The 23,144-nt window shown below is 68.7% G+C and carries 22 protein-coding genes; 11 read left to right on the top strand and 11 right to left on the bottom strand.

The window, feature by feature from the left end; genetic code table 11:
• Window positions 1–61 precede the first annotated feature (61 nt).
• The 3 genes from sucB to ACO0LV_RS01475 all read right to left on the bottom strand — a co-directional run bounded on the left by sucB (window position 62) and on the right by ACO0LV_RS01475 (window position 4,995).
• A complete protein-coding gene (sucB, locus tag ACO0LV_RS01485; RefSeq protein ID WP_424786087.1) occupies window positions 62–1,981 on the bottom strand; it encodes a 2-oxoglutarate dehydrogenase, E2 component, dihydrolipoamide succinyltransferase in 1,920 nt (639 codons plus the stop codon).
• A 25-nt stretch (window positions 1,982–2,006) separates the two neighbouring features.
• A complete protein-coding gene (gene lpdA / locus ACO0LV_RS01480) occupies window positions 2,007–3,392 on the bottom strand; it encodes a dihydrolipoyl dehydrogenase (protein WP_424786086.1) in 1,386 nt (461 codons plus the stop codon).
• A 121-nt stretch (window positions 3,393–3,513) separates the two neighbouring features.
• A complete protein-coding gene (locus tag ACO0LV_RS01475; RefSeq protein WP_424786085.1) occupies window positions 3,514–4,995 on the bottom strand; it encodes a leucyl aminopeptidase in 1,482 nt (493 codons plus the stop codon).
• A gap of 29 nt (window positions 4,996–5,024) precedes the next feature.
• Here ACO0LV_RS01475 and ACO0LV_RS01470 point away from each other — a divergent pair, with 29 nt between their 5' ends.
• From ACO0LV_RS01470 to ACO0LV_RS01460, 3 genes are read left to right on the top strand one after another with little or no spacing between them, the layout of a single operon-like run.
• Entirely contained in the window at window positions 5,025–5,381 is a 357-nt protein-coding gene (locus ACO0LV_RS01470; protein ID WP_424786084.1) for a hypothetical protein, read from the top strand.
• Complete coding sequence (locus tag ACO0LV_RS01465) at window positions 5,378–5,812, top strand: hypothetical protein (protein WP_424786083.1); 435 nt, start codon at window positions 5,378–5,380, stop codon at window positions 5,810–5,812. Before ACO0LV_RS01470 ends, ACO0LV_RS01465 begins: the two co-directional genes overlap by 4 nt.
• A gap of 25 nt (window positions 5,813–5,837) precedes the next feature.
• Entirely contained in the window at window positions 5,838–7,022 is a 1,185-nt protein-coding gene (locus ACO0LV_RS01460) for a quinone-dependent dihydroorotate dehydrogenase (RefSeq protein ID WP_424786082.1), read from the top strand.
• Between the two features lie 79 nt (window positions 7,023–7,101).
• Here the strand turns inward: ACO0LV_RS01460 and ACO0LV_RS01455 are convergent, their stop codons facing one another.
• Window positions 7,102–7,701 carry a DUF3043 domain-containing protein gene (locus ACO0LV_RS01455; RefSeq protein ID WP_424786081.1) on the bottom strand — a complete coding sequence of 200 codons (600 nt, stop codon included), beginning with the start codon at window positions 7,699–7,701 and terminating at the stop codon, window positions 7,102–7,104.
• 126 nt (window positions 7,702–7,827) lie between these two features.
• Between ACO0LV_RS01455 and ACO0LV_RS01450 the strand changes: the two genes are divergently transcribed.
• The 6 genes from ACO0LV_RS01450 (at window position 7,828) to ACO0LV_RS01425 (ending at window position 13,823) form a co-directional block, all read left to right on the top strand.
• Window positions 7,828–8,994, top strand: a complete 1,167-nt coding sequence (locus tag ACO0LV_RS01450; protein ID WP_424786080.1) for a glycerate kinase — start codon at window positions 7,828–7,830, stop codon at window positions 8,992–8,994.
• 196 nt (window positions 8,995–9,190) lie between these two features.
• Window positions 9,191–9,544, top strand: a complete 354-nt coding sequence (locus ACO0LV_RS01445; RefSeq protein ID WP_424786079.1) for a HesB/IscA family protein — start codon at window positions 9,191–9,193, stop codon at window positions 9,542–9,544.
• The gene (locus ACO0LV_RS01440; protein WP_424786078.1) at window positions 9,517–10,518 is read left to right on the top strand and encodes an FKBP-type peptidyl-prolyl cis-trans isomerase; all 1,002 of its coding nucleotides are present in this window, start codon (window positions 9,517–9,519) and stop codon (window positions 10,516–10,518) included. Before ACO0LV_RS01445 ends, ACO0LV_RS01440 begins: the two co-directional genes overlap by 28 nt.
• Window positions 10,519–10,831: 313 nt before the next feature.
• Entirely contained in the window at window positions 10,832–11,593 is a 762-nt protein-coding gene (gene coxB, locus ACO0LV_RS01435) for a cytochrome c oxidase subunit II (protein WP_424786077.1), read from the top strand.
• Entirely contained in the window at window positions 11,593–13,359 is a 1,767-nt protein-coding gene (gene ctaD / locus ACO0LV_RS01430) for a cytochrome c oxidase subunit I (RefSeq protein ID WP_424786076.1), read from the top strand. The genes coxB and ctaD overlap by 1 nt, the downstream gene beginning before the upstream one ends.
• On the top strand, window positions 13,356–13,823 hold the full coding sequence (locus tag ACO0LV_RS01425; RefSeq protein WP_424786075.1) for a cytochrome c oxidase subunit 4: 468 nt from the start codon (window positions 13,356–13,358) through the stop codon (window positions 13,821–13,823). Before ctaD ends, ACO0LV_RS01425 begins: the two co-directional genes overlap by 4 nt.
• A gap of 174 nt (window positions 13,824–13,997) precedes the next feature.
• Here the strand turns inward: ACO0LV_RS01425 and ACO0LV_RS01420 are convergent, their stop codons facing one another.
• The 5 genes from ACO0LV_RS01420 to ACO0LV_RS01400 form a co-directional block, all read right to left on the bottom strand.
• Window positions 13,998–14,618, bottom strand: a complete 621-nt coding sequence (locus tag ACO0LV_RS01420; RefSeq protein ID WP_424786074.1) for a superoxide dismutase — start codon at window positions 14,616–14,618, stop codon at window positions 13,998–14,000.
• A 222-nt stretch (window positions 14,619–14,840) separates the two neighbouring features.
• Window positions 14,841–16,616, bottom strand: coding sequence for a cytochrome b (locus tag ACO0LV_RS01415; protein WP_424786073.1), 1,776 nt, complete (start codon window positions 16,614–16,616; stop codon window positions 14,841–14,843).
• On the bottom strand, window positions 16,613–17,683 hold the full coding sequence (locus tag ACO0LV_RS01410; protein WP_424786072.1) for a Rieske 2Fe-2S domain-containing protein: 1,071 nt from the start codon (window positions 17,681–17,683) through the stop codon (window positions 16,613–16,615). Before ACO0LV_RS01410 ends, ACO0LV_RS01415 begins: the two co-directional genes overlap by 4 nt.
• Window positions 17,680–18,459 carry a c-type cytochrome gene (locus tag ACO0LV_RS01405; protein ID WP_424786071.1) on the bottom strand — a complete coding sequence of 260 codons (780 nt, stop codon included), beginning with the start codon at window positions 18,457–18,459 and terminating at the stop codon, window positions 17,680–17,682. Before ACO0LV_RS01405 ends, ACO0LV_RS01410 begins: the two co-directional genes overlap by 4 nt.
• A 46-nt stretch (window positions 18,460–18,505) precedes the next feature.
• On the bottom strand, window positions 18,506–19,144 hold the full coding sequence (locus tag ACO0LV_RS01400) for a cytochrome c oxidase subunit 3 (RefSeq protein ID WP_424786070.1): 639 nt from the start codon (window positions 19,142–19,144) through the stop codon (window positions 18,506–18,508).
• A 254-nt stretch (window positions 19,145–19,398) separates the two neighbouring features.
• On the opposite strand from ACO0LV_RS01400, the gene ACO0LV_RS01395 reads away from it, so the two are divergent.
• Both ACO0LV_RS01395 and trpD read left to right on the top strand, forming a co-directional pair.
• On the top strand, window positions 19,399–19,839 hold the full coding sequence (locus ACO0LV_RS01395) for a hypothetical protein (RefSeq protein ID WP_424786069.1): 441 nt from the start codon (window positions 19,399–19,401) through the stop codon (window positions 19,837–19,839).
• The gene (gene trpD, locus ACO0LV_RS01390) at window positions 19,836–20,906 is read left to right on the top strand and encodes an anthranilate phosphoribosyltransferase (RefSeq protein WP_424786273.1); all 1,071 of its coding nucleotides are present in this window, start codon (window positions 19,836–19,838) and stop codon (window positions 20,904–20,906) included. Before ACO0LV_RS01395 ends, trpD begins: the two co-directional genes overlap by 4 nt.
• Before the next feature lie 42 nt (window positions 20,907–20,948).
• On the opposite strand, the gene ACO0LV_RS01385 is transcribed toward trpD, so the two are convergent.
• On the bottom strand, window positions 20,949–21,230 hold the full coding sequence (locus ACO0LV_RS01385) for an Lrp/AsnC ligand binding domain-containing protein (protein WP_424786068.1): 282 nt from the start codon (window positions 21,228–21,230) through the stop codon (window positions 20,949–20,951).
• Window positions 21,224–23,119: a DEDD exonuclease domain-containing protein gene (locus ACO0LV_RS01380; protein WP_424786067.1), complete on the bottom strand. Its 1,896-nt coding sequence runs from the start codon at window positions 23,117–23,119 to the stop codon at window positions 21,224–21,226. Before ACO0LV_RS01380 ends, ACO0LV_RS01385 begins: the two co-directional genes overlap by 7 nt.
• Window positions 23,120–23,144 lie beyond the last annotated feature (25 nt).

The following is a 23,144-nucleotide window of genomic DNA, read 5'->3' as shown; positions in this document are numbered from 1 at the left end:
TCAGCGTCCTTCCCGGTCGGGGCACTCGGCGGCCGGCTGGGCCGGCATCTGGGTTGGGCGGTCAGAGACCGAGAGCGGCCTCGAACGCGCCCTCCTCCAACCGGTTCTTCACGGCGGTCAGGAAGCGCCCGGCGTCGGCGCCATCGACCAGTCGGTGGTCGTAGGACAGCGACAGGTAGACCATTGACCGCACCGCGATCACCTCGGCACCGTCGATCACGTCCACGACGGGGCGCTTGACGATCGTGCCGATGCCCATGATGCCCACCTGCGGCTGCAGCAGGATCGGGGTGTCGAACAGCGCACCACCCGACCCGGTGTTGGTGATGGTGAAGGTCCCGCCGGACAACTCGTCCGGGGTGATCTTGTTCGCCCGGGTGCGGTCTGCCAGGTCCGCGATGCTGCGAGCGATCCCGGCGATGTTGAGGTCACCGGCGTCCTTGACCACCGGCACCACCAGGCCGCGCTCGGTGTCCACCGCGATACCCACGTTCTCGGCGCCGTGGTAGACGATCTCCTCACCCTCGATCGAGGCGTTCAGGTTCGGGTAGGTCTTGAGCGCCTCGGTCGCCGCGAGCGTGAAGAACGGCAGGTAGGTGAGCTTGACGCCCTCGCGGCGTTGGAACTCCGCCTTCGCCTTGTCCCGCAGTCGCGCCACCCTGGTGACATCCACCTCCACCACGGTGGTGAGCTGGGCCGAGACCTGCAGGGACTCCACCATCCGCTTGGCCACGATCTTGCGCAACCGGGACATCTTCTCCCGCGTGCCGCGCAGCGGCGAGACCTCCCCAGCCGCGCTCGGCTCGGCCTTCTTCTCCGCCGGGGCCTCCTTCGGCTCCTCTTCCTTGGCCTGGGCGGCCTTGGCCGCAGCCTCGGCGGCGTCGAGCACGTCCTGCTTCCGGATGCGCCCACCGACGCCGCTGCCGCTCACGTCCGCCAGGTCCACGCCCTTGTCGGCAGCGAGTTTGCGCACGAGCGGGGTCACGTAGGCGACCGGCTCGTCGCCCGAGTCCGCCGTGGGAGCGTCCTCCTGCTTGGGCGCCGGCTCGGACTTGGCTGGTTCGGGCGTTTCCGGTTCGGGTTCGGACTTCGCCGGCTCGGGTTCGACGTCCTCCGGGATCTGGGCCTGACCGGTCTCCGGTGTTTCCTCACCCTCGGCCTCCGCGGCGTCGGAACCCCCGGAGGCGTCCACCCCCTGCTCGGGCTTGCTGGGCTTCTCGTCCTGCTCGGGCTCGCTGGGCTGCTCAGCGCTCTCACTGGGCGCCTCGGCCCCGGAGTCGCTGCCGGCGTCACCGGAGCCGACGTAGGCCAGCGCAGCGCCCACCTCGACGGTCTCGTCCTCCTCGACCACGATCTCCAGCAGGGTGCCGGCCACGGGCGAGGGGATCTCGGTGTCGACCTTGTCGGTGGAGATCTCCAGCAGCGGCTCGTCCACCTCGACCTCATCGCCCACGGACTTCAGCCACTGGGTGACGGTGCCCTCGGTGACGCTTTCGCCCAGTTCGGGCAGGTTGACGGCGGTGCGCTCACCGCCGCCACCGGAGTCCTGCGACTTGGGTGCGGAGTCGGACTCCCCACCCTTGTCGTCGGCTTCCGGCTCGGGCTCCGGCTCGGGCTCCGGCTCTTCCTCGGCGGCCGGGGCCTCATCCTCGTCGGACCCGGCGTCGGCCGGACTCTCCTCCTCGGAGGCACCCTCGTCGTCGGAGGCGCCCTCCTCGGCGTCGTCCCCGCCTGAGGCACCCTCACCGCTGCCGATGACGGCCAGTTCGGCCCCCACCTCGACGGTTTCGTCCTCCTCGACCAGGATCTTCTCCAGCACTCCGGCCACGGGCGAGGGGATCTCGGTGTCGACCTTGTCGGTGGAGACCTCCAGCAAGGGCTCGTCCACCTCAACTTCATCACCGACGGACTTCAGCCACTGAGTGACAGTGCCTTCGGTAACGCTCTCGCCCAGAGCGGGCATCTGCACGGATTCGGACATGACCTTCTCAGTCTCCTTCGTCGGGTCAGTGATTCGAGTGCAAGGGTTGACCGGCCAGAGCCAGCGCCGCCTCGCCGAGCGATTCGTTCTGTGTGGGGTGAGCGTGAATGAGCGGTGCCACGTCCTCAGGGTATGCCTGCCAGCCCACCATCAACTGCGCTTCACCGATGAGTTCGCCCACACCTTGACCGATCAGATGGGCGCCCACGATCGGTCCATCGTTCACCCGGACCAGTTTGACCAGCCCCTGTACGCCCTGGATCTGGCTGCGTGCGTTGCCGGCGAGGTTGAACTCACCGGTCTGCACCGACTCCTCGCCGTGCTCCTGCCGGGCCTGTGTCTCGGTCAGGCCGACGGCGGCAACCTCGGGGTCGGAATAGGTCACCCGGGGAATGGTGTCATCCGCGACCGGCTCGGGGCGCAAACCCGCGATCTCCTCGGCGACGAAAATGCCGTGGGCGAATGCGCGATGGGCTAGTTGCGCGCCGCGCACCACGTCCCCGACGGCGTAGATCCCTTCGCGGCTGGTGCGCAGTCGCTCATCGGTGGCGACGAAGCCGTCTACGAGGTCCACCCCGGCGTCTTCCAGGCCCAGGTGAGCGGTCACCGGTGTCCGGCCCACACTGACCAGCAGCACCTCGGCCGTGACCTCGGTGCCGTCGGCCAAGGTGATGGAGACCTGGTCGCCCTGATCGTCCACGTGCTCTACCCGGGCCTCGGTCCGGACGGTGATCCCGCGCTTCCTGAACGCCCGCCGCAGCCCTTTGCTCAGGTCTTCGTCCTCACCGGGTAGGAGGTGTGGCAGGGCCTCCACCACCGTGACCTCGGTGCCGAGCGAGCGCCACATACTGGCGAACTCGACACCCACCACCCCGCCACCGATCACGATCGCCGAACTGGGGATCCACTCCAGTTCCAGCGCCTGGTCCGAACTCAGTACCCGTCCGCTCAGGGAGGCCCCGGTCAGGCTGGCTGGCCGGGAGCCGGTAGCGACAACGACGTGGCGGCCCCGCACGGGCGCGTCGTTGACCATCACGGTGTTGGCATCGGTGAGCATGCCCCGACCTGGGATGAGCTCGATGCTGCGGGCCGACACGAGCGACTGCAGCCCCTTGTGCATCCGGTGCACCACGGTCCGCTTGCGATGCTGCATCACGGCCATGTCCAACCCCTGGAGCGATGCGAGCACACCGAAGTCCTCGCCCTGGCGCACCACGTCGGCCACGTGCGCCGACTGGAGCAGCGCCTTGGTGGGGATGCAGCCGCGGTGCAGGCATGTTCCGCCCACCCGGTCGACCTCCACCATGGCTACCGACAGTCCGAGTTGGGCTCCGCGCAGAGCCGCTGCGTAACCGCCGCTACCGGCGCCGAGCACGATGAGGTCGTACGGGACGGACTCCTCGTCGTTCACGGGCTGCTCCTCGATCGCGTCGGTACCGAATGGCGCGGGGTGCCACCATCTTGGCACTGGTTGGGCCTTCGCCCCAATCGAGCCGGCCGGTGCGGTCCGATCGGATGCGCCCCGGGCCGGCTCAGGCGTTCGCGGCGTCCTCGAGCAGGCGCAACATCGTGCGCACACCCACCCCGGTGCCGCCCTTGGGAACGTAGTGGCGGGGAGAGGCTTCGTTGAAGGCCGGTCCGGCGATGTCCAAGTGCGCCCACGGGGTGTCGCCGACGAACTCCTGCAGGAACAGCCCGGCGGTGAGCATCCCACCGAAGCGGTCCCCGATGTTGGCGAGGTCGGCCACGGTCGACTTCAGCGACGGGCGCAACTCACCCGGCAACGGCATCGGCCAGAACTGCTCACCGCTGGTGCTGGCTGCGGCCACCACCTGCTCGCGCGCGTCGTCGGTGCCCATCACGGCGCTGACCTGGTTGCCCAGGGCCACCATCTGAGCACCGGTGAGGGTGGCGATGTCCACGATCAGATCCGCCTTGGCCTCGGTCGCGGCGACCAGCGCATCGGCAAGCACCAACCGGCCCTCGGCGTCGGTGTTGAGGACCTCCACGGTCTTACCGCCGCGGATCTCGATCACGTCCGAGGGCCGCTGGGCGGTGCCTGAGGGCATGTTCTCGGCCAGCGCCAGGTAACCGGTCACGGCGATCGGCAACTTGAGTTCGGCGGCCGCCAGCACGGTGTGCAGCACGGCGGCGGCGCCGGCCATGTCCAACTTCATGGTCTCCATGCCCTTGGCGGGCTTGATCGACAGACCGCCGGAGTCGAACGTGATGCCCTTGCCGACCAGGGCGTAGTGGGTCTTGGCCTTGGCCGGCTTGTAGGTCAGGGTGACCAGCCGGGGCCCGCGGTCCGAGCCCTGGCCCACGCCGAGCAACCCGCCGTAGCCGCCGGCCCGCAGAGCCTTCTCATCCAGCACCTCGATCCCCACCTTGGTGCCCTTGACGAGGCCGCGGGCGGTCTGGGCGAAGGACTCCGGGTACAGGTCCTTCGGGGAGGTGTTGACCAGGTCCCGGGTGGCGTTGACCCCCTGGGCGAGGATCCGTGCCCGCTCCACCGCGTCCTTGACCGCCTTCTGCTTGGCGGCTCCGCAGATCACCACGATCTGGGCAGGGGTCGGCATGTCCTTCTTGTACCGCGTGAAGCGGTAGGCCCCGAGCAGGGCCCCCTCGGTGACGGCGCCGGTGGACTCGGCGTCCTCCAGCCCGAACAGGAGGGCGATGGTCTTGGCGCCCTCCAGTTCGCGCACCGCGGAACCGGCGGCGCGGCGGATCTGCTCGGCATCGGGCTGTCCATCCACCTCGCCCAGTCCGGTGAACGCCACGGTGGTTGCCGCCAGCTGCTCCGGGGCGGGCACGCGGGTCACCTTGCCCGGCTCCCCGGAGATGTCCAGCAGTTCGATGGTGCCGGCGAGCGCGGCGCGCACCTGGTCATCCAGGGCTGGGTTGGCCAGCAGGGAGGTGGAATCGCCATTCTCGTACACCGGGATCACCAGGGCGTCGGCAGGCAGGCGGACAGGGCTCTTGGAAGTCAGTGTCAGTTCAGTCACGTACGCCATGGTACCGACCAGCGACTACTGTGCTGCCTGTGCTGATCCTGACATGGTGCATCATCGGCGCTTCCCTGGTTCTCGCCGGGTGGGCGGGCATTCGCGGCCTCCGCGATCGTCCGGTGATCTTCATTCAACTGATCGGCGGCGCGTTGGTGGTCCTGGCGATCATCGCGCAGATGGTGGTGACCGGCATCGCCCTGGGGTCGGGGGAGCACACGGTCGACACGGTGCTGCTGTGGGGCTACCTGATCACGGCGCTGGTGCTGCTGCCGGCCGCCGGCTGGTGGGCGGTGCTGGACCGATCCCGCTGGTCCTCGGTGGTGCTGGTGGTGGCGGCCTTCACGATCGCGGTGCTGCAACTGCGGATCTGGCAGATCTGGGTGATCGGGTGAACACGGCACTGACCCCGGCTGAGGACACCCGCCGACCCGCCTACGGCGCCGGGCGCGCTTTGATCGTCGTCTACGCCGTTTTCGCGATCTCGGCCACCGCCCGCTCGGGAGTGCAGTTGATCAGGGACGCCGGTGAGGCACCGCTGGCCTACGGCCTGTCCGCCTTTGCCGCGGTGGTCTACCTGGTCGCGACCATCGCACTGGCGCACAACGGCCGGCGGTGGCGGCGGGTCGGCTGGCTGGCGGTGCTGATCGAACTGGTGGGAGTGGTGCTGGTGGGGTTGCTGACCCTGACCGATCCCGGACTGTTCCCACGGGAAACCGTGTGGTCCGGATTCGGGGCGGGTTACGGCTACCTGCCCGCAGTGCTGCCCTTCCTCGGCCTGAGCTGGCTGTGGTGGTCACGACCGGGCCGGGTCGCGGCGCAGTGACCGCCCACGTGGGAGGGTGGACCCGATGACGACGCGCCCACCGGATCCGCAGTCCGGCCGAGCCCTCGAGCCCCCGGAACGGACTGTGCCGCGCCCGGGCCCGCCCGGCCCGGCCGCGGCCGCCTACCGGGCGGTCTTCGCCCGCGTGCTGGCCAGGAGTGACCCGGAACGGGCCCACCACCTGGCGGCCACCGCGATCGGGCTCGCCGGCCGGCTGGGTCCCGTGCGGACGGCGGTGTCGCTGCTCAGCGGCGCTTCGGCGAATCGGCGGGCACTGCGCGCCGCGGCCGCCGATGGCCTCCGGCGCCGGGCGCCCACGGCGGGCGGCTGCGTACCGCAGCCCGCACCGACGCTGTTCGGCAGAGCCACCGGTGGCCTGCTGGGTCTGGCCGCAGGTTTCGACAAGAACGCCACCATGGTCGCCGGACTGGCGGCCCTCGGGTTCGGGTTCGTCGAGATCGGTACCGTCACCGCACGCCCCCAGCCCGGCAACGAACGTCCGCGCTTGTGGCGCGTTCCCGAGCGGGCCGCCCTGGTGAACCGGATGGGGTTCAACAATGACGGCGCCGCCGTGGTGGCCGAGCGCCTGCACCGGTTGCGTCGCACCGCGGCCGGGCGGCGCGTGGTGCTGGGTGTCAACATCGGCAAATCCAAACTGGCCCCGGCCGCCGAGGCGGTCGCCGACTACGCCTGTAGCGCGCGCATGCTCGCCCGCTACGCCGACTACCTGGTGGTGAACGTCTCGTCGCCGAACACCCCGGGCCTGCGGGACCTGCAGCAGATCAGTTCGTTGCGCCCGATCCTGACGGCCGTGCAACAGGCCGCCGATGCCGGTGCGGCCCGCCCGGTACCGGTACTGGTCAAGATCGCCCCGGATCTGGCCGATGACGACGTCGATGCGGTGGCGGACCTGGCCGCCGAACTGGGCCTGGATGGTGTGGTGGCGGTGAACACCACGATCGATCACGACCACGGCCCCGGTGGCATGTCCGGACTACCGGTACGTGCCCGCGGCCTGGAGGTGGTCGCCAGGTTGCGGCGACGATGCGCCCCCGGGCAGGTCATCATCGGGGTCGGCGGAATCAGTTCACCGGCCGACGCGCGCGCCTATCTGGCAGCCGGCGCCGACGCGGTCCAGGCCTACACCGCCTTCATCTACGCCGGCCCCACCTGGGCGGCCTGGATGAACCGGTCGTTGCTGCAGCGCTGAGCCACGCCGTACCCGCTGGGTCACACCGGGATCGAACCGGCCCGGCCATGCAGCCGCGTCCCCAGCGGCAGCGGTCGGCTCAGACCGGGAACTGACCGCGCTTGACGACCGGGCGGGGCAGCCGCATGCGCCGCAGGTAGAAGGCGCGGAACACCACGTACATCAGCGGCCCACGGCCGAGTCTGTCCGCGCCGAACTTCGCGCGAGCCTTGTTGCGCACCCGCACCGCCAGAATCACCGCATCGATGATCGCCAGCAGCACGAAGACGTAGGCCACCAGGATCGCGGTGATAATGACCTCGATGAAGGCCGGGAACAGGTTTCCGGCGAGCAGGACCAGGATGATCAGGATCGCCGCCGGCAGGAACAACTCACCCGGGGACCAGCGGGCATCGACGTAGTCCCGCATGAACCGGCGTGCCGGTCCGCGGTGCTGCGGGGGCATTCTGTCCTCGTCGCCGGAGAGCATCGCCTCCTGCTGTTCACGGCGGGCCCTGGCGAACTTCTCCCGCTGGCTGCGCCGCGCAGCGCCGCGATCGTTGGGGACCAGGGGTCGCCGGTTGGCGGCCTCGGCGTCCTTGCGCTTGGGCGTGGGCCGACCCTTGCGGCCGTCCACCGACGTCGGCGGTTCCGGTTCGCTGGGCTGAGGCTGCGGGGGATTCTTCTGGCGTCCGAACACCCCACCAGGGTAGCCGCTCCGTCACCGGCGCCCGCCCCGCCCCACAGTCCGCACCGGCACCGCGGTCGGCACCGCCGCACCAGCCGGGCGTGACACCCAACTGCGGCGGTGGGGGACAATGGCCGGGTGCGTGTGCTGATCGCCCCGGACCATTTCGGTGGCACCCTGACCGCTGCCCAGGCCGGGCAGGTCCTGGCCCGCCCCTGGGACGGGGGCGGGCACGAAGTTCTCACGGCCGCGATGAGCGATGGCAGCACCGGCCTTATCGACGCCGTGCAGGCCGCCCGTGGCGGCACGCTCACCCCGATCGAGGTGCGTGGTTCGCTCGGCAGCCCGGTGCCTGCCGCTGTGCTGCACGTGGGTGGGGACGGCGGCGGCACCGCCTACATCGACGGTGCCGCTCTGCTGGGGTTCAACGGTGACCGGAGCAACGTCGAGGACGCTCGCGCCCGGGCCGTCGAGGGTTCCAGCGCCGGGCTCGCCGACGTCCTGCAGGCAGCCGTGGCCGGTGGCGCCACCCGGGTGGTGATCGGACTGGGTCCCAGCCCCACCCATGACGGCGGCGCCGGGCTGTTGCGCAGGTTGACCGAACTGACCGGCCTCGGAACCGGCACCGACGCACCGGCCTGGTCTGCACTCGCCGGGTTGCGCGAGCACCTGGCCGGCGTGGATCTGGTCGTGGCTGCGGCGACGGACACCCCGTTGGTGGGGCTGCACGGGGCGGGTGCAGGACTGCAACGGTTCGGCATCAACGCCCTTGAGGCGCAGCAGATCGAGTCGGCCACGTCCGTCTTCGCTCATGACGCCGCCGGCCACGCCCGGGCCCTGACCCCGCTGCGGCCGGTCCTGGCGGGACATGCGCACGTGCTGGAACCGAGCAGTTCGCACACCGGCGCCGGGGGAGGCGGGGCCTTCGCACTGGGACTGCTCGGCGCACGGGTGCTGCCCGGTGCCGCCGTCGTCGGCGAGGAAGTCGGGTTGCGCGATCTGATGGCACGGGCGGACCTGGTCCTGACCGGGACTGCCTCGCTGGACGCCGACGCGATGCATGAAGGAGTCGTGGCCACGGTCGGGTCACTGGCGGCCGAACGCGGGCTGCCGGTGGTGGCAGTGGCTCACGAGGTCTACGTCAACCGTCGGGAGATGGCCACCGTCGGCATCAGCGCCGCGTATCCGCTGATCGACCAGCCACTGGTACCCGGGAACCGGCCCGCGGCTGCCCACCCGGCCGATCCGGTGCAGGCCCTGGGCGCTCGTTCGGCCCGGGTGATGCGCAACTGGGCGACCGCCTGAGGTCACCCGCCGCCGAGGCTGCCCACCGCCGTCGGATGCGCCCGGGCCTCAGCGGACGGGTCACCGCCCACGTGCCGAACCGTCCCGCGCACCCGAATCGCGCAGAACCCGGGATCGGAATCTGGGCCAGTGCGGGTTACAGTTGACGGAGAAGTCGCGAGGCGACCGAGCACAACCCCGAGCCGGAGAGACGACGATGAGCCAGACCACCGAAAACGATGTCACCCACGAGGTGCTGCTGACCGACGTTGCAGCGGCCAAGGTCAAGGCCCTGCTGGAGCAGGAGGGTCGGGACGACCTCCGCCTGCGGGTGGCCGTGCAGCCCGGTGGTTGTTCCGGGCTGATCTACCAGCTCTACTTCGACGAGCGCCTCCTCGACGGAGACGCCGTGCGCGGCTTCGACGGCGTCGAAGTGATCGTGGACAAGATGAGCGTGCCGTACGTGAGCGGGGCGACCATCGACTTCGCCGACACGATCGAGAAGCAGGGGTTCACCATCGACAACCCCAACGCCGGGGGATCGTGCGCCTGTGGGGACTCCTTCCACTGAGCGCGCAGTGGCGGCGGGGCCTGCGCGGCGCCGCGGCGATAGGTGCTGCGCTGGTACTTCTGGCCGGCTGCGCCGGCGACCCTGATCCAGGATCGCAGGAGGGTTCCGACGGCGATCCCGGAACGACGCAGACCGACGACGACGCCGGTGCGCCCGGCGATGAGATGCCGCAGGTGTCGGCCGAGTTCGGCTCCTCCGCGGAGATGACGTTCCCCGATTCGGGCGCTCCGGAGGGCCTCCGGGTGGAGGTGCTCGAGGAGGGCGACGGTGAGGTGGTCGCCGAGGAGGCGCCGGTGGTCGCCGACTACGCCGGGCACGTGTGGGGACAGGCCGAGCCATTCGACTCCTCCTTCGAACGGGGTGCTCCGGCCATGTTCGCGCTCAGCTCGGTGGTGCAGGGCTGGTCCCGGGGCATACCCGGCCACCCCGTTGGATCGCGGTTGCTGATCTCGATACCTCCGGAACTCGGCTACGGGGCCTCCGGCAACCCCGATGCCGGGATCGGCGGTGAGGACACCATCGTGTTCGTGGTCGACGTCATCGACACCGCCGGGCCTGATGCCGCCGGGGCCGCCGATGCCACCCCGGTTGCCGAGCCTGAGGACCTGCCGGTGACCATCGAGGGCGAACTCGGCTCGCCGGCCCTGCTGACCGTGCGTGAGGACGCACCGGAGCCGCCGGAGGCGACGGTGCAGGTCATCGCCGAGGGTGACGGTGACGTACTGGCGCCGGGGCACACCGTGGCCCTCGCCTACTCGGTGGTGTCCTGGACGAACGAGGAACGGGACAGCACCTGGCCCGAGCACGAAGGTTCCCAGGACGGTCCGTGGGTCGCCCGGATCGGTCAGGGACAGTGGGCCGACCTGCTCGTTGACGTCCCGGAAGGCTCCCGGGTGCTGATCACGATGCCGCAGGGCGAGGGGGCCCCGGGTGTGGCGATCCTCACCGACATCATTCTGACCCACGGAGCCTGATCCGGCCCCGTTCGGAGCCGATGACACGACGCTCAACCGGGGCCGTGTCAGAACCTGACAGCATGTCACCTCGGATGTGTTCTCGCAGGTGGGGATGGGGCGAGTTGGCGTGCTCGCATCCCGGCGGAGGGGCTAGGCTTGGGGCAGTTCATCCATGAGATCGGAAGGCGTCCGCATCGTGTCCGTCCCTCCTGTACGGAGATCACCGTCACGCAGAGCCAGGCCAGTGGTACTCGGCTTGATCGGCCTGCTCGTTCTGGCCGGCTGCTCGACCGAACAGGTCCAGCGTGGCTGGCTGCCCGGCCCTGAAGGCATGACCGAACACACCGACACCTTGGTGCAGTTCTGGGTGGACACCTGGATCGCGGCCCTCCTGGTGGGTGTGCTGGTCTGGGGGCTGCTGATCTGGTGCGTCATCGTGTACCGCAAGCGCAAGCACGACAACACCCTGCCGGTGCAGTTGCGCTACCACCTGCCGCTGGAGTTGCTCTATACCTTCGTCCCGCTGGTGATGGTGGGCGTGCTGTTCTACTACACGGCCGCTATCCAGGACGAGCAGACCGACGTGACCGGTGAGTACGACCTGCAGATCGAAGCGATCGGACGGCAATGGGCGTTCGACTTCAACTACGTCGACGAGGACGTCTGGGACACCGGGGACCCGTGGGACAACGACTTCACCCCCGATGAGGTGGTGACCAGCGCTCCGGAGGAGGTGCCGACCCTGGTGCTTCCGGTGGACCAGACCGTGGAGTTCGTGGTGCTCTCGCGCGATGTCGCGCACTCGTTCTGGGTGCCGGCCTTCCTGTACAAACTCGACATGATCCCGGGCGAGCGCAACGTCTTCCACATCACCCCCGGGGTGGAGGGCACCTATATCGGCAAGTGCGCCGAACTGTGCGGTGAGTTCCACGCGAACATGCTCTTCAACGTCGAGGTCGTCTCCGAAGCGGAGTTCGAGGAGCACATCGCCGCGCTGCGCGAGGCCGGGCAGACCGGTCAATTGGATTCCAGCCTGGACCGGATCTCGATTCCGTCCGGTCAGCGGACCCCTGGCCAGGGAGAGGATGACTGATGGCTATCGACGAACGTGACACCAGCACCGGGCATGCCGTCGAGGCGGTGCCGGGACTCGCCCCGGACCGTCAGAGCCTGGGCAGCTCGGTGGTCAAGTGGATCACCACCACCGACCACAAGGTCATCGGCAACCTGTACATGGTGACCTCCTTCATCTTCTTCGCCTTCGGGGGCCTGCTGGCCCTGGTGATCCGGGCTGAACTGTTCGCGCCGGGCATCCAGGTGGTCACCAGTGCCGAGCAGTTCAACCAGTACTTCACCATGCACGGCACGATCATGCTGCTGCTGTTCGCGACACCCCTGTTCGCCGGGTTCGCCAACGCCATCATGCCGTTGCAGATCGGCGCCCCGGACGTGGCGTTCCCGCGGCTGAACATGTTCTCCTACTGGTTGTTCACCTTCGGTGGACTGATCGCCGTGTCCGGGTTCCTCACCCCACGTGGTGCGGCCAGTTTCGGTTGGTTCGCCTACACGCCGCTGTCGCTGGAGACCTACTCGCCCGGACTCGGGTCGGACCTGTGGGTCACCGGGCTGATCATGACCGGATTCGGCACCATCTTCGGTGCAGTCAACTTCATCGCCACCATCCTGTGCATGCGGGCGCCGGGGATGACGATGTTCCGGATGCCGATCTTCACCTGGAACGTGCTGCTCACCTCGATCCTGGTGCTGATGGCCTTCCCGCTGCTCGCGGCTGCGCTGTTCGGGCTGGCCTCGGACCGGATCCTCGGGTCACAGGTCTTCGCCGCCGAGAACGGCGGTGCACTGCTGTGGCAGCACATGTTCTGGTTCTTCGGCCACCCGGAGGTCTACATCATCGCGCTGCCCTTCTTCGGCATCGTCTCCGAGGTGCTGCCGGTGTTCTCCCGGAAGCCGATCTTCGGCTACAAGGGCCTGGTCTTCGCCACCTTCGCCATCGCGGGGCTGTCGGTGACGGTGTGGGCGCACCACATGTACTCCACCGGGCAGGTGCTCCTCCCGTTCTTCGCGGTGATGACGATGCTGATCGCGGTTCCGACAGGCGTGAAGTTCTTCAATTGGATCGGCACGCTGTGGCGCGGGAAACTGACGTTCGAGACGCCGATGCTCTGGGCGCTCGGCTTCCTGGCCACCTTCCTGTTCGGTGGGCTCACCGGCGTGATCCTGGCCAGCCCGCCGCTGGACTTCTTCCTCACCGACACCTACTTCGTGGTGGCGCACTTCCACTACGTGGTGTTCGGCACCGTGGTGTTCGCGATGTTCGCGGGCTTCTACTTCTGGTGGCCCAAGTTCACCGGGAAGATGCTGGACGAACGCCTCGGCAAGGTCCACTTCTGGCTGCTCTTCTTCGGATTCCACGGCACCTTCCTGATCCAGCACTGGCTCGGTGTGATGGGCATGCAGCGGCGGATCCCGGACTACCTGCCTGAGGCCGACTTCGTGTGGATGAACCAGTTGTCGACGATCTCGGCCGTGGTGCTGGCGCTGTCGACGCTGCCGTTCCTCTACAACGTCTACAAGACCTGGCGCAAGCACCCGAAGGTCACCCTCGATGACCCGTGGGGCCACGGCGCCTCGCTCGAATGGGCCACGTCGAGCCCGCCACCACGGCACAACTTCGTGACGCTGCCGCGAATCCGCTCCGAGCGTCCTGCGTTCGACCTGCACCACCCGGAGGTTGCCGCGATGGACCACATCGAACCGGATCCGAATGTGCTGGAGAAGATCTACGGTGACGCCGAGAGTTCGGCGGAGACCTCCGTGAAGAGAGGGGACGCCCGATGACCGATACCCACACCGGGGACGCGGCCGGCTCCACCGTGAACCGGCCCAACACCCGCCGCCCGATGGGCGTGGAGATGTGGTCGTTCATTGCGCTGGCCGTCTTCTTCCTTCCCGTGTCCGTCATCTACGGCCTCTGGTCGGACTGGGAGCCCGTCGGCACCACCGCCCTGGCCCTGCTGATGGGCATGTGGGGGATGGTGGGGTTCTTCCTGGTGCTGCAGGGCCGCAAGATCGATGCGCGGCCCGAGGACAATCCCAGCGCCACGATCGAGGACAACCCGGCCGGCGACTACGGTCATTTCGCGCCCTACAGCTGGTGGCCGTTCGTGCTCGGTATCGCCGTCTCGCTGGTCTTCCTCGGCCTGGCGGCCGGCTGGTGGGTCTTCGGCCTCGGGGTGGCCGTCGCCGTCGTGGGCCTCATCGGCCACGTATTCGAGTTCAGCCGCGGCCCGCACGCGCACTGATCACCGGCAGGCGGTAGGTCGCCGCCCCCGCTGCCGGTACGTGGCACCGCCGGCACCTTACGACGACAATAGGCATCTACGACGAGGCCGCAGACCCCGCCTCCGGGGCAGGGTCTGCGGCCTCGTCGTGTGCGCGCTCGTGTCTGGCTCGCGCGTCGTGCCGTCCGGCCCGGGTCAGCCAGTCAGGCCGGCGCTGTTGGCCTTGGCGCGTTCGAGGCGAGCGGCCACATCCTGCCAGTTCACGATGTTCCAGAACGCCTTGACGTAGTCCGCCTTGACGTTGAGGTAGTCCAGGTAGAAGGCGTGCTCCCACATGTCGAGTTGGAGCAGGGGAGTGATTCCCACGGGAATGTTGCCCTGTTGGTCGAAGAGCTGGAAGATCAGGGCGCGCTGGCCCAGGTCGTCCCAGCCCAGGATGGACCAGCCCGAGCCCTGGATGCCGGTGGCGTTGGCGGTGAAGTGGTCCTTGAACCCGGAGAAGGAGCCGAACTGATCCTTGATGAACTCGCCCAGCTCGCCTTCGGGCTCGCCACCGCCGTCGGGGGAGAGGTTGTTCCAGAACACGGTGTGGTTGATGTGGCCACCGAGGTTGAATGCCAGGTTCTTCTCCAGCATGTTGACCGTGGCCAGGTCACCGGACTCACGCGCCTCGGCCATCTTCTCCAGCGCGGTGTTGGCGCCGGATACGTAGGTCGCATGGTGCTTGCTGTGGTGCAACTCCATGATCTTGGCGGAGATGTGCGGCTCGAGCGCTGCGTAGTCGTAGGGAAGGTCAGGGAGCGTGTACTGCGCCATGAATTACCTCCTGGTGGTGGTCGGTGCGGCCCTTCCGCACCGATTGGTGGCGACTGCGGATCACCCGCCGAGTGCGGGTTCCGCGGCCCTTCCTCCACCGTATCGCCTGAGCCTGCCGTGTGCTCGAGCAGGAACAGGTCCACGATGGGACTTCGAAGCCGCGGCCCGGTGCGCGGGTAGTGCGCGCCGGCCGCGGGCTCGCGAAGGGTGGTTGTGCGTGCTTCAGCCGTGCGTGCTGGACCCGGGAGGGCCGGAACTGGTGATGCCACTGCCGACGCTTTCTTCGTCCCGCTCGTGCCCGGCGCGCTCGGCTGCTTCAATGCCCTGCTCCGTGGCGATCTCCTCGGCGTCCACAGCCGCGTGGTGGTCGTGGTGGCGGTTTGCCGCAGCGAGTTCGGCGGGCGTGACCGGCTCCACCCGGTCCTCGTAGAAGAACCGGGAAATCCGCTGGCGCAGCCGGTCCTTGTGGTAGCCCGGGCGGCGTACTCCGGCGGAGTCCTCCGGCGGGTCGATCTCCAACGGCCGGCCCGGCTCGTGGCCCACCAGGATCCAGCGCTCGTGCTCGTCGAGGGGCCTGTGCACCTCGATGTACTCACCGGAGGCGAACCGGACGATCTGCCCGGTCTCGTGACCGTGCAGCACCAGGTTGCGGTCGTTGCGCTGCAGCGCGAGGCAGATGCGTTTGGTGATGACGAAGGCGAGCACCGGGGCGACGAAGAACGCCACTCGGAGCACATGGGTGATCGTGTTCAGACTGAGGTCGAAGTGCGTCGCGATCAGGTCGTTGGCGCCGGCGAAGTTCAACACCATGAAGGCGGTGATGAAGGCGACCCCGAGACCGGTTCGCACCGGGACGTTGCGGGGCCGGTCCAGCACGTGGTGTTCGCTGTCGTCCTTGGTGACGGACCGTTCGATGAACGGGTACAGCGCGAAGAACGTGAACAGCAGACCAGGAATGATGGCCCCTGGTATCAGGATGTTCAGCGGGATGAGGTATCCGAAGACAGAGATCTCCCAGACCCCGGGCATCAGGCGCAGCGCGCCTTCGAGGAAGAGCATGTACCAGTCGGGTTGAGCGCCCGCATTGACCAGAGAGGGATCATACGGGCCGTAGTTCCAAACCGCGTTGATGCCCATCGTGGCGCCCATGAGCGACAGGAACCCGAAGACGATGAAGAAGAAGCCACCCGCCTTGGCCATGTAGACCGGGAAGAGCGGGTAGCCGACCACGTTCTTGTTCGTGCGGCCCGGACCGGGGTACTGGGTGTGCTTGTGCCAGAACACCAGGAACAGGTGCACCGAGACGAGCGCGAGGATGAGCGCTGGGATCAGGAGCACGTGGAAGGTGAACATGCGCGGGATGATGTCCACACCCGGGAACTCCCCGCCGAAGATCATCATCGAGAGGTAGGCACCCAGAACGGGAATACTGCGCGCCACGCCCTCGAGAATGCGCAGCCCGTTCCCGGAGAGCACGTCGTCGGGCAGGGAGTATCCGGTGAGGCCGGCTAGCAGCCCGACGATCAGCAGCGTGAACCCGATCAGGTAGTTCAGTTCACGCGGTTTCCGGAACGCGCCGGTGAAGAACACCCGCAGCATGTGCACCACGATCGCCGCCATGAACAGCAGCGCCGCCCAGTGGTGGATCTGGCGCATCAACAGGCCACCGCGGACGTGGAAGGACATGTATGTCGTGGAGGCCATTGCCTCGGACATGTACACGCCCTGCATGGTCTCCGGGAGCGCGTCCTCGGGGTAGTACACGTGCGCCATGGAGGGCACGAAGTGCATGGTGAGGAAGACGCCGGAGATGATCAGCACGATGAAGCTGTACAGCGCGATCTCGCCGAGCAGGAAGGACCAGTGATCGGGGAAGATCTTGCGCAGCAGGCCCTTACCGATCTTCGCCGCGCCGACCCGGCTGTCCAGCAGGTCTCCCGCGGCAGCGGCGCGCGAGGGCTTCTTCGGCACACCGGTGGGGGCGGTGGTGGTGCTCATACTCGGTCACGCTCCCAGAAACTCGGGCCGATCGGCTCGGGGAAATCATCGGCCGCGTACAGATAACCCTCGTCGTCGACGGCGATCGGCAACTGTGGGAGCGGCCGGGTCGCCGGTCCGAACACGACCTTGGCCTGGTCGGTGATGTCGAACGTTGACTGATGGCACGGGCACAGCACGTGGTGGGTCTGCCGCTCGTACAACGCCACCGGGCAACCCACGTGCGTGCAGATCTTGGAGTAGGCCACGATGCCCTCGTAGGACCAGTCCTGACGATCCTCGGGTTCGGTGAGTTCGCGCGGGTCCACGCGCACCAGGATCGCCACGGCCTTGGCCTTCTCGTCCAAGTAGTGCTCGTAGTTCTCGGTGAGTTCGTACGGCATCACGTGCACGATCGAGCCCTCGGTGATGTCTGCGGCGCGGATTCGGCCGCCACCGGGGTCGTGGGCCAGGTAGACGAACTCGGTCCCGCCGGCGTCGTTCGTGCGGGGAGCCCACGCGGTACGGCGGAACCGGTCGATGTTCCAGTCACCCCCCAGACCACCGATGAAGGGGACCAGGAAGGTCAGCGGGGCCAACAGCACCGCCCCGGCCAGGGTGCCCTTCAACAGGGGCCGGCGGGCGATGTTGGACTCCCGGGCACCGTCGCGCAGCATGCCGGCGATGGTCGCGCGGGTCTCCTCGTCGCTGCGCTGCTCCTCGCGGGGCTCGCTCTGCTCCACGTCCGACATCAGCGACTTGGCCCAGTGGATCGCACCGACGCCGATGCCGAGCATGCCGACACCCAGACCGAGGCCCAGGCTCAGGTTCGACAGGCGGATGCCGCCCAGGGACACGCCCTCGTCCACGGGGAAGGCGTAGAACCCGACGACGCCGCCGATGGTGGCCAGGATCGAGATCCCGAAGATCAGGACCACCTGCCACTCGGACCGCTTCGCCGCGACCGGGTCCTCATCGCCCAGGCGTGGGCGGTGCGGCTCGATCCCGGGGTTCTCGAACCTCTCCGGCATGGTGTCGTGATCAGCCGGGACGACCTCGGCGCGCGACTGCTGTTGCTCGATGCTCATGAGGACCGTGCTCCGATCCAGATAGCGAAGCCGATGAGGCCTCCGATCCCGACCACGAAGACCCAGACACCCTCGGGCACCGTGCCGAGTGATCCCAGGGTCAGGCCCCCGGGATTGGGCTCACGCTGGGCGTACAGGTAGGCGATGATGTCACGCTTCTCCTCCGGCGTCAGGGTGGCGTCGTTGAAGACCGGCATCGACTGGGGACCGGTCAGCATCGCCTCGTAGATCTCCACGCCGGTGGACTCCCACAGCGCCGGGGCGTACTTGCCCTCGGTGAGGGCTCCACCGGCGCCGACGGCGTTGTGACACATGGCGCAGTTGGTGCGGAACAGCAGCATGCCGTTGGGGGCGTCACCGAGTTCGGGGTCGACCTGGCTGGGGCTGGGGATCGCCGGGCCCGGGCCCATGGCGGCGATGTAGGCCGCCACGTCGAATGCCTGCTGCTCGGTCAGCTGCGGGGGCTTGGCCTCCGCCTGCGGGGTATTGGCCGCCATCGGCATCCGGCCGGTGACGATCTGGAAGTGCACTGATGCCGCACCCACGCCGATCAGCGAGGGGACTTCGTCACTTCCCTCGGCGTCCATGCCGTGGCAGGTGGCGCAGTTGGTGATGAAGATCCGTTCCCCGTTGGCTGCGTCGGCGTTGATCTCCTCCTCTGCTTCGGCTGCCTGTGGAGCGAAGACGGTGAACAGACCGCCCATGACCACGAGCGCAAGCATCATGAGGACAACGGGAGCCGCCCGGTGCCTTCTCTTCGCCGCGAGTGCCTTCACGATGTGTGATTCCTTCGACGTATTTCTAGTGCCAGATGAGGTGTTGCTACCTGATGAAGTAAATGGTGATGAACAGGGCGATCCAGACGACGTCGACGAAGTGCCAGTAGTACGACACCGCGTGCATGGCCGTCTCCTCGGCCTGGGTGAAGCGCTTGACGGCGTAGGAGCGACCCAGCACGAACAAGAAGGCCACCAGCCCGCCGAGCACGTGCAGTCCGTGGAAGCCGGTGGCGATGAAGAAGACCGAACCGAAACTGGAATTGGCCATGGTCAGCCCGTGGTCGACGAGCGTGGCGTACTCCAGGATCTGCCCGGCGATGAACGCGGCGCCCAGGACGTAAGTGATGATCAACCACTCGTTCATGCCCCACTTGGTGAGCTGCCAGATCTTCCCGGTCCGCGTGCGGCGATGTTCCGCGGCAGCCCAGACGCCGAACTGGCAGGTGAACGAGGACGACACCAGGATGATCGTGATCGTCAGCGCGTAGGGGACGTCCAGGAAGCCGGTGCCCTCGGCCCACATCTCGGGGCCCGCGACGGACCTGTGCGTGAAGTACATCGCGAACAGGCCGGCGAAGAACATCAACTCGCTGGCAAGCCAGACGATGACACCGATGACGACGACATTGGGGCGCTTCACGCTCACATGCGTGGTGGAGGAAGCGGTAGTTGCAGACGACACCCTGTCATTATGGCCGAGCCGGGAGCTGCGTGGCGACACACACGCCCCCGAATCGGGACTTTACGCATGACTGTGCGCGAAATCCGCCCGTGCGGCGCCTGACCTGCGGGAACGTCGTGACGAAGGGCCCGGTAACCGTCACCATCTGCTGGTCCGGCGGGCCGTCCCCGTGGGCCGCGCACCGGGACCCGACGCACTACGATGAGGGGTGACCACGGGCCGCTGTTCGGCTCACCGACCACGGGAGGATCTCGATGACCGTCGTTGCACAGGACAGCCAGCGGAGCGGTCCGCAGCCGCGGGCCCAGATCCTGCTCTACAGCGACAACTACACCACCCGCGGCAAGGTGCGGACCGCGATCGGGCGCCGGGCCTCGGTCGACACACCGCTGATCGAGTGGACCGAGGTAGCCACCCACGAGGCTGCCCAGGAGTACGTGCACAACCGCCACTTCGACCTGCTCGTGCTGGACGGCGAGACGCCCAAACACGGTGGGATGGGGCTGTGCCGCACCCTCAAGTCCGAGGTGTACAACTGCCCCCCGGTGCTGTTGCTGATCGCCCGGGCGCAGGACGCCTGGTTGGCCTCGTGGTCCGAAGCCGAGGGCGTGGTCGGATACCCCCTGGACCCGTTCGTGGTGCAGGAGGCGGTGGCCGACCTGCTGCGCGAGCACGCCACCGCCACGCAGGGCTGACCGGCCCGGCGGTCCAGACGATGGCAGCCTTTACTTTCCCTGCGCTGATCTCCCGGCTCATCAGCGGCGAGGACCTCTCGCTGGCCGAGGCCGAGTGGGCGATGGATGAGGTGATGGGGGGCAACGCCACTGCGGTGCAGTTGGCGGCGTTCCTGGTGGCCTTGCGCGCCAAGGGGGAGTCGGTCTCGGAGATCCGGGGGCTCGCCGCCTCGATGCTGCGGCACGCGGTGACGATCGAGGTGCCCGGGCCATGCGTCGATGTGGTGGGCACCGGTGGGGACCGGCACCACAGCGTGAACATCTCCACCATGGCCGCCCTGGTGGTCGCCGGTGCCGGTGCCCGGGTGGTCAAGCACGGCAACCGGGCGGCCACGTCCTCATCGGGATCGGCCGACGTCCTCGAGGCACTCGGGGTGCGCCTGGACCTACCGCCGCGCCGGGTGGCCGAGATCGCCGGCGAGGCCGGCATCACCTTCCTGTTCGCCCAGGTGTTCCACCCCGCCTTCCGGCACGCCGCTCCGGCCCGCCGGGAGTTGGGGCTGCCCACGGCCTTCAACGTGCTGGGCCCGCTGACCAACCCGGCCCGCCCGGAGGCCTCCGCGATCGGCGTCGGGCACAAGCAGTTGGCCCCGGTCATCGCCGGGGTGCTGGCCGAGCGCGGCGACCGGGCCCTGGTGTTCCGTAGCGAGGACGGCCTGGACGAACTCTCGCCCACGGCACCGGCGGTGATCTGGCAGGCCCGGGATGGCGCGGTGACCGAACACCGGCTGGACCCGGTGACAGACCTCGGTCTGGCCCCGGCCACTCTGGCGGATCTGCGCGGTGCGGACGCGGCGTACAACGCCCAGGTTGCCCGCGACCTGCTGCACGGCAAGCGCGGGGCGGTGCGCGACGCCGTCGTCCTCAACGCCGCTGCCACCCTGGTGGCCGCGGCCCAGATGCCGGGCACCGCCACCGGAGACCTCACCGATCGGCTGCGTGCCGGGATGGCCCTTGCCGAGAAGTCGATCGACCAGGCCGCCGCGGCCGGCGTCCTGGAGCGTTGGGTGCGGGCCTCCAACGCCTGACCCACCGCCTGATCCACCCGTGGCGTGCCAGGGGGGTCCGGCTCAGTCCTGCATGCCCAGGGAGAAGGCCGATTCCAGGTCGTGGCGGGAGTAGGTCTGGAACGCGATGTAGGTCTGCGTGCGTCGCACGCCCGCGACCTTGCTGATCCGGTCCGCGATGACGCCGGCGAGTTCCTCGTGCCGGCGCACGCGCACCACCGCGATCAGATCGATGTCCCCGGTGACGGAATAGACCTCGGAGACGCCTTCGATCTCCGCGACCTCGGCGGCGGCCTCGGGGATCCGGTCGGCTTCGGTGTCGATCATCACGATCGAGGTCAGCATGTTTCCTCCAGAGCGGTGCGGGGTGGCGAGGGTAGGTCCATCATGCCTGCTTCGATCCCGGACCGGGATGCCGGATCCGCCACGCCGACGCCCAGGGCGCGGTGCTCGGTTTCGCGTGGATCGCGGAATGCCGCCGCGCCCAGGTCCTGCAGATAGGCCGAGGCACCGGCCAAGGGCATCGACCACCCTCCGGGCCGGTGGTGGGCATCCAGCCAGTGCACCAGTCGCACTCCGTCCTGGGCCAGCCACGCGGCGAGCAGTTCGGTCTCCTCGGCGCTGGCCGCACCCCCGAGATCCTCCGGGACGGGCACCGCGGCACCGGTGGCGCGCAACGCCTCGATCAGGGGCCGGGGGTCCTCGCCCGGCCGGCTGCGAGCTGATCCGACCATCCGTCCGTACCGGACCACCAGGACCTCCCACCCCGACCCCGGTCCGCCCGGGCGCCGGGCGGCCACGATCTCGGCGGCGCGTTGCAGGGGTGCCAGCCGCTCGGTACTGGCGGCCCCGCGCAGGAACGCGGACAGACGGTCCCGCACCTGTGCGGCTTCTTCGTAGCGCTGCTGGTGGGCCAGGGCGCTGATGGTGCGGTGCGCGCCGGCCACCACCACACTCACGCTGCCACCGAGCACCTGCCGGGCAGTCTCGGTGATCGCCTCATAGCCGGTGTCGACCTCGGCGCAGGGGGCCACGCACCGGCCCAGTTCGGCCTGCACGCACGCACTCGCCCCGACCGGGGGCGTCACCGGCAGTCTCAGCGTGCAGGTGCGTAGCGGCACCGCCGCCACGATCGCCTCCTGTGCCTGGCGGGCCGCCGAGTGGGAGGGGAACGGCCCGATCGCCGGACCGGCCGTGGGGGTGGCGCGCACGATCGACAGGCGTGGATGAGCCTCGCTGGTCAGCCGGAGCCAGGGCTGGCGCTCAGGTGCGCGGGATCGACGGTTGTAGGGCGGTTTGTGCTCGGCGATCAGTCGCAGTTCCCGCACCGAGGCCTCCAGGGCCGTGGCGCACTCGATCACGTCCACCTCCACCGCGAGGTCGACCATCTCCCCGATCCGGGCGCGCTTCTCCGCAGCGGTGAAGTAGGTGCGGACCCGGCGGCGCAGGCTGGTCGCGGTGCCGATGTAGAGCACCTGTCGGTTCGGTCCGATGAACTGGTACACCCCCGGACCGGTGGGCAGGTCCTGGGCGAGGTGGGCCTTTCGCCGTCGCGCCGGAGGTACCGGATCGGCTGCGGTGGCCAGATCCTCCAGGTGTGTCACGCCCAGGGAGGCCATCCGGCCCAGGAGCGCGTGCAGCACGTCGACCGTGGCCCGGGCGTCGTCCAGGGCCCGGTGCGTCGGCTCCGTCGCGGCGCCGAAGAGTCCGGCGAGTGTGGCGAGCTTGTGGTTGGGCGCCTCCTCCTTGGTCACCACCCGGCGGGCGAGCCGGACGGTATCGACCACCTGCGGAGCGGGCCAGACCAGATCCATCGACCGGGTGGCGGCCTTGAGGAAGCCCACGTCGAATCCGGCGTTGTGGGCCACCAGGACCGCGCCGTGCGCGAACTCCAGGAACGCGGGCAGCACCTGGGTGACCGGTGGGGCCGTGATCACCATCGCGGTGGTGATGCCGGTCAGCACGGTGATCATCGGGGGGATCGGGACGCCCGGGTTGATCAGGGACTGGAACTCGCCGAGCACGTGCCCCCCGCGGACCTTCACCGCACCGATCTCGGTGATGGCCGACGACGACGGCGATCCGCCGGTGGTCTCCAGGTCCACCACCACGAAGGTCACCTCGTGCAAGGGCACACCCAGGTCGGCGAAACTGGGCTGCACCGGCGCACCGTGGGTCGGTGCAGCCAGCAAGCGGCGTCCCGGGATCGCGTGGTGCGACAGGTTCTCGGCCATCACCGCCCAGGCTAGGCCGGAGCAC

Source organism: Pseudactinotalea sp. Z1739, from assembly GCF_049725055.1.
Classification (GTDB): domain Bacteria; phylum Actinomycetota; class Actinomycetes; order Actinomycetales; family Beutenbergiaceae; genus CALKWS01.
The sequence above is the reverse complement of the archived record's forward strand: the minus strand, read 5'-3'. Positions and strand labels throughout refer to the sequence as shown.

Bases quoted from the DNA above. Each gene is read 5' to 3' on its own strand.
- ACO0LV_RS01395 (WP_424786069.1), top strand. From the start codon at position 19,399: ATGACCGTCGTTGCACAGGACAGCCAGCGGAGCGGTCCGCAGCCGCGG.
- ACO0LV_RS01460 (WP_424786082.1), top strand. From the start codon at position 5,838: ATGACGACGCGCCCACCGGATCCGCAGTCCGGCCGAGCCCTCGAGCCC.
- ACO0LV_RS01415 (WP_424786073.1), bottom strand. From the start codon at position 16,616: ATGAGCACCACCACCGCCCCCACCGGTGTGCCGAAGAAGCCCTCGCGC.
- ACO0LV_RS01385 (WP_424786068.1), bottom strand. From the start codon at position 21,230: ATGCTGACCTCGATCGTGATGATCGACACCGAAGCCGACCGGATCCCC.
- ACO0LV_RS01475 (WP_424786085.1), bottom strand. From the start codon at position 4,995: ATGGCGTACGTGACTGAACTGACACTGACTTCCAAGAGCCCTGTCCGC.
- ACO0LV_RS01425 (WP_424786075.1), top strand. From the start codon at position 13,356: ATGACCGATACCCACACCGGGGACGCGGCCGGCTCCACCGTGAACCGG.
- ACO0LV_RS01420 (WP_424786074.1), bottom strand. From the start codon at position 14,618: ATGGCGCAGTACACGCTCCCTGACCTTCCCTACGACTACGCAGCGCTC.
- sucB (WP_424786087.1), bottom strand. From the start codon at position 1,981: ATGTCCGAATCCGTGCAGATGCCCGCTCTGGGCGAGAGCGTTACCGAA.
- coxB (WP_424786077.1), top strand. From the start codon at position 10,832: ATGACCGAACACACCGACACCTTGGTGCAGTTCTGGGTGGACACCTGG.
- ACO0LV_RS01410 (WP_424786072.1), bottom strand. From the start codon at position 17,683: ATGAGCATCGAGCAACAGCAGTCGCGCGCCGAGGTCGTCCCGGCTGAT.
- ctaD (WP_424786076.1), top strand. From the start codon at position 11,593: ATGGCTATCGACGAACGTGACACCAGCACCGGGCATGCCGTCGAGGCG.
- ACO0LV_RS01445 (WP_424786079.1), top strand. From the start codon at position 9,191: ATGAGCCAGACCACCGAAAACGATGTCACCCACGAGGTGCTGCTGACC.
- ACO0LV_RS01380 (WP_424786067.1), bottom strand. From the start codon at position 23,119: ATGGCCGAGAACCTGTCGCACCACGCGATCCCGGGACGCCGCTTGCTG.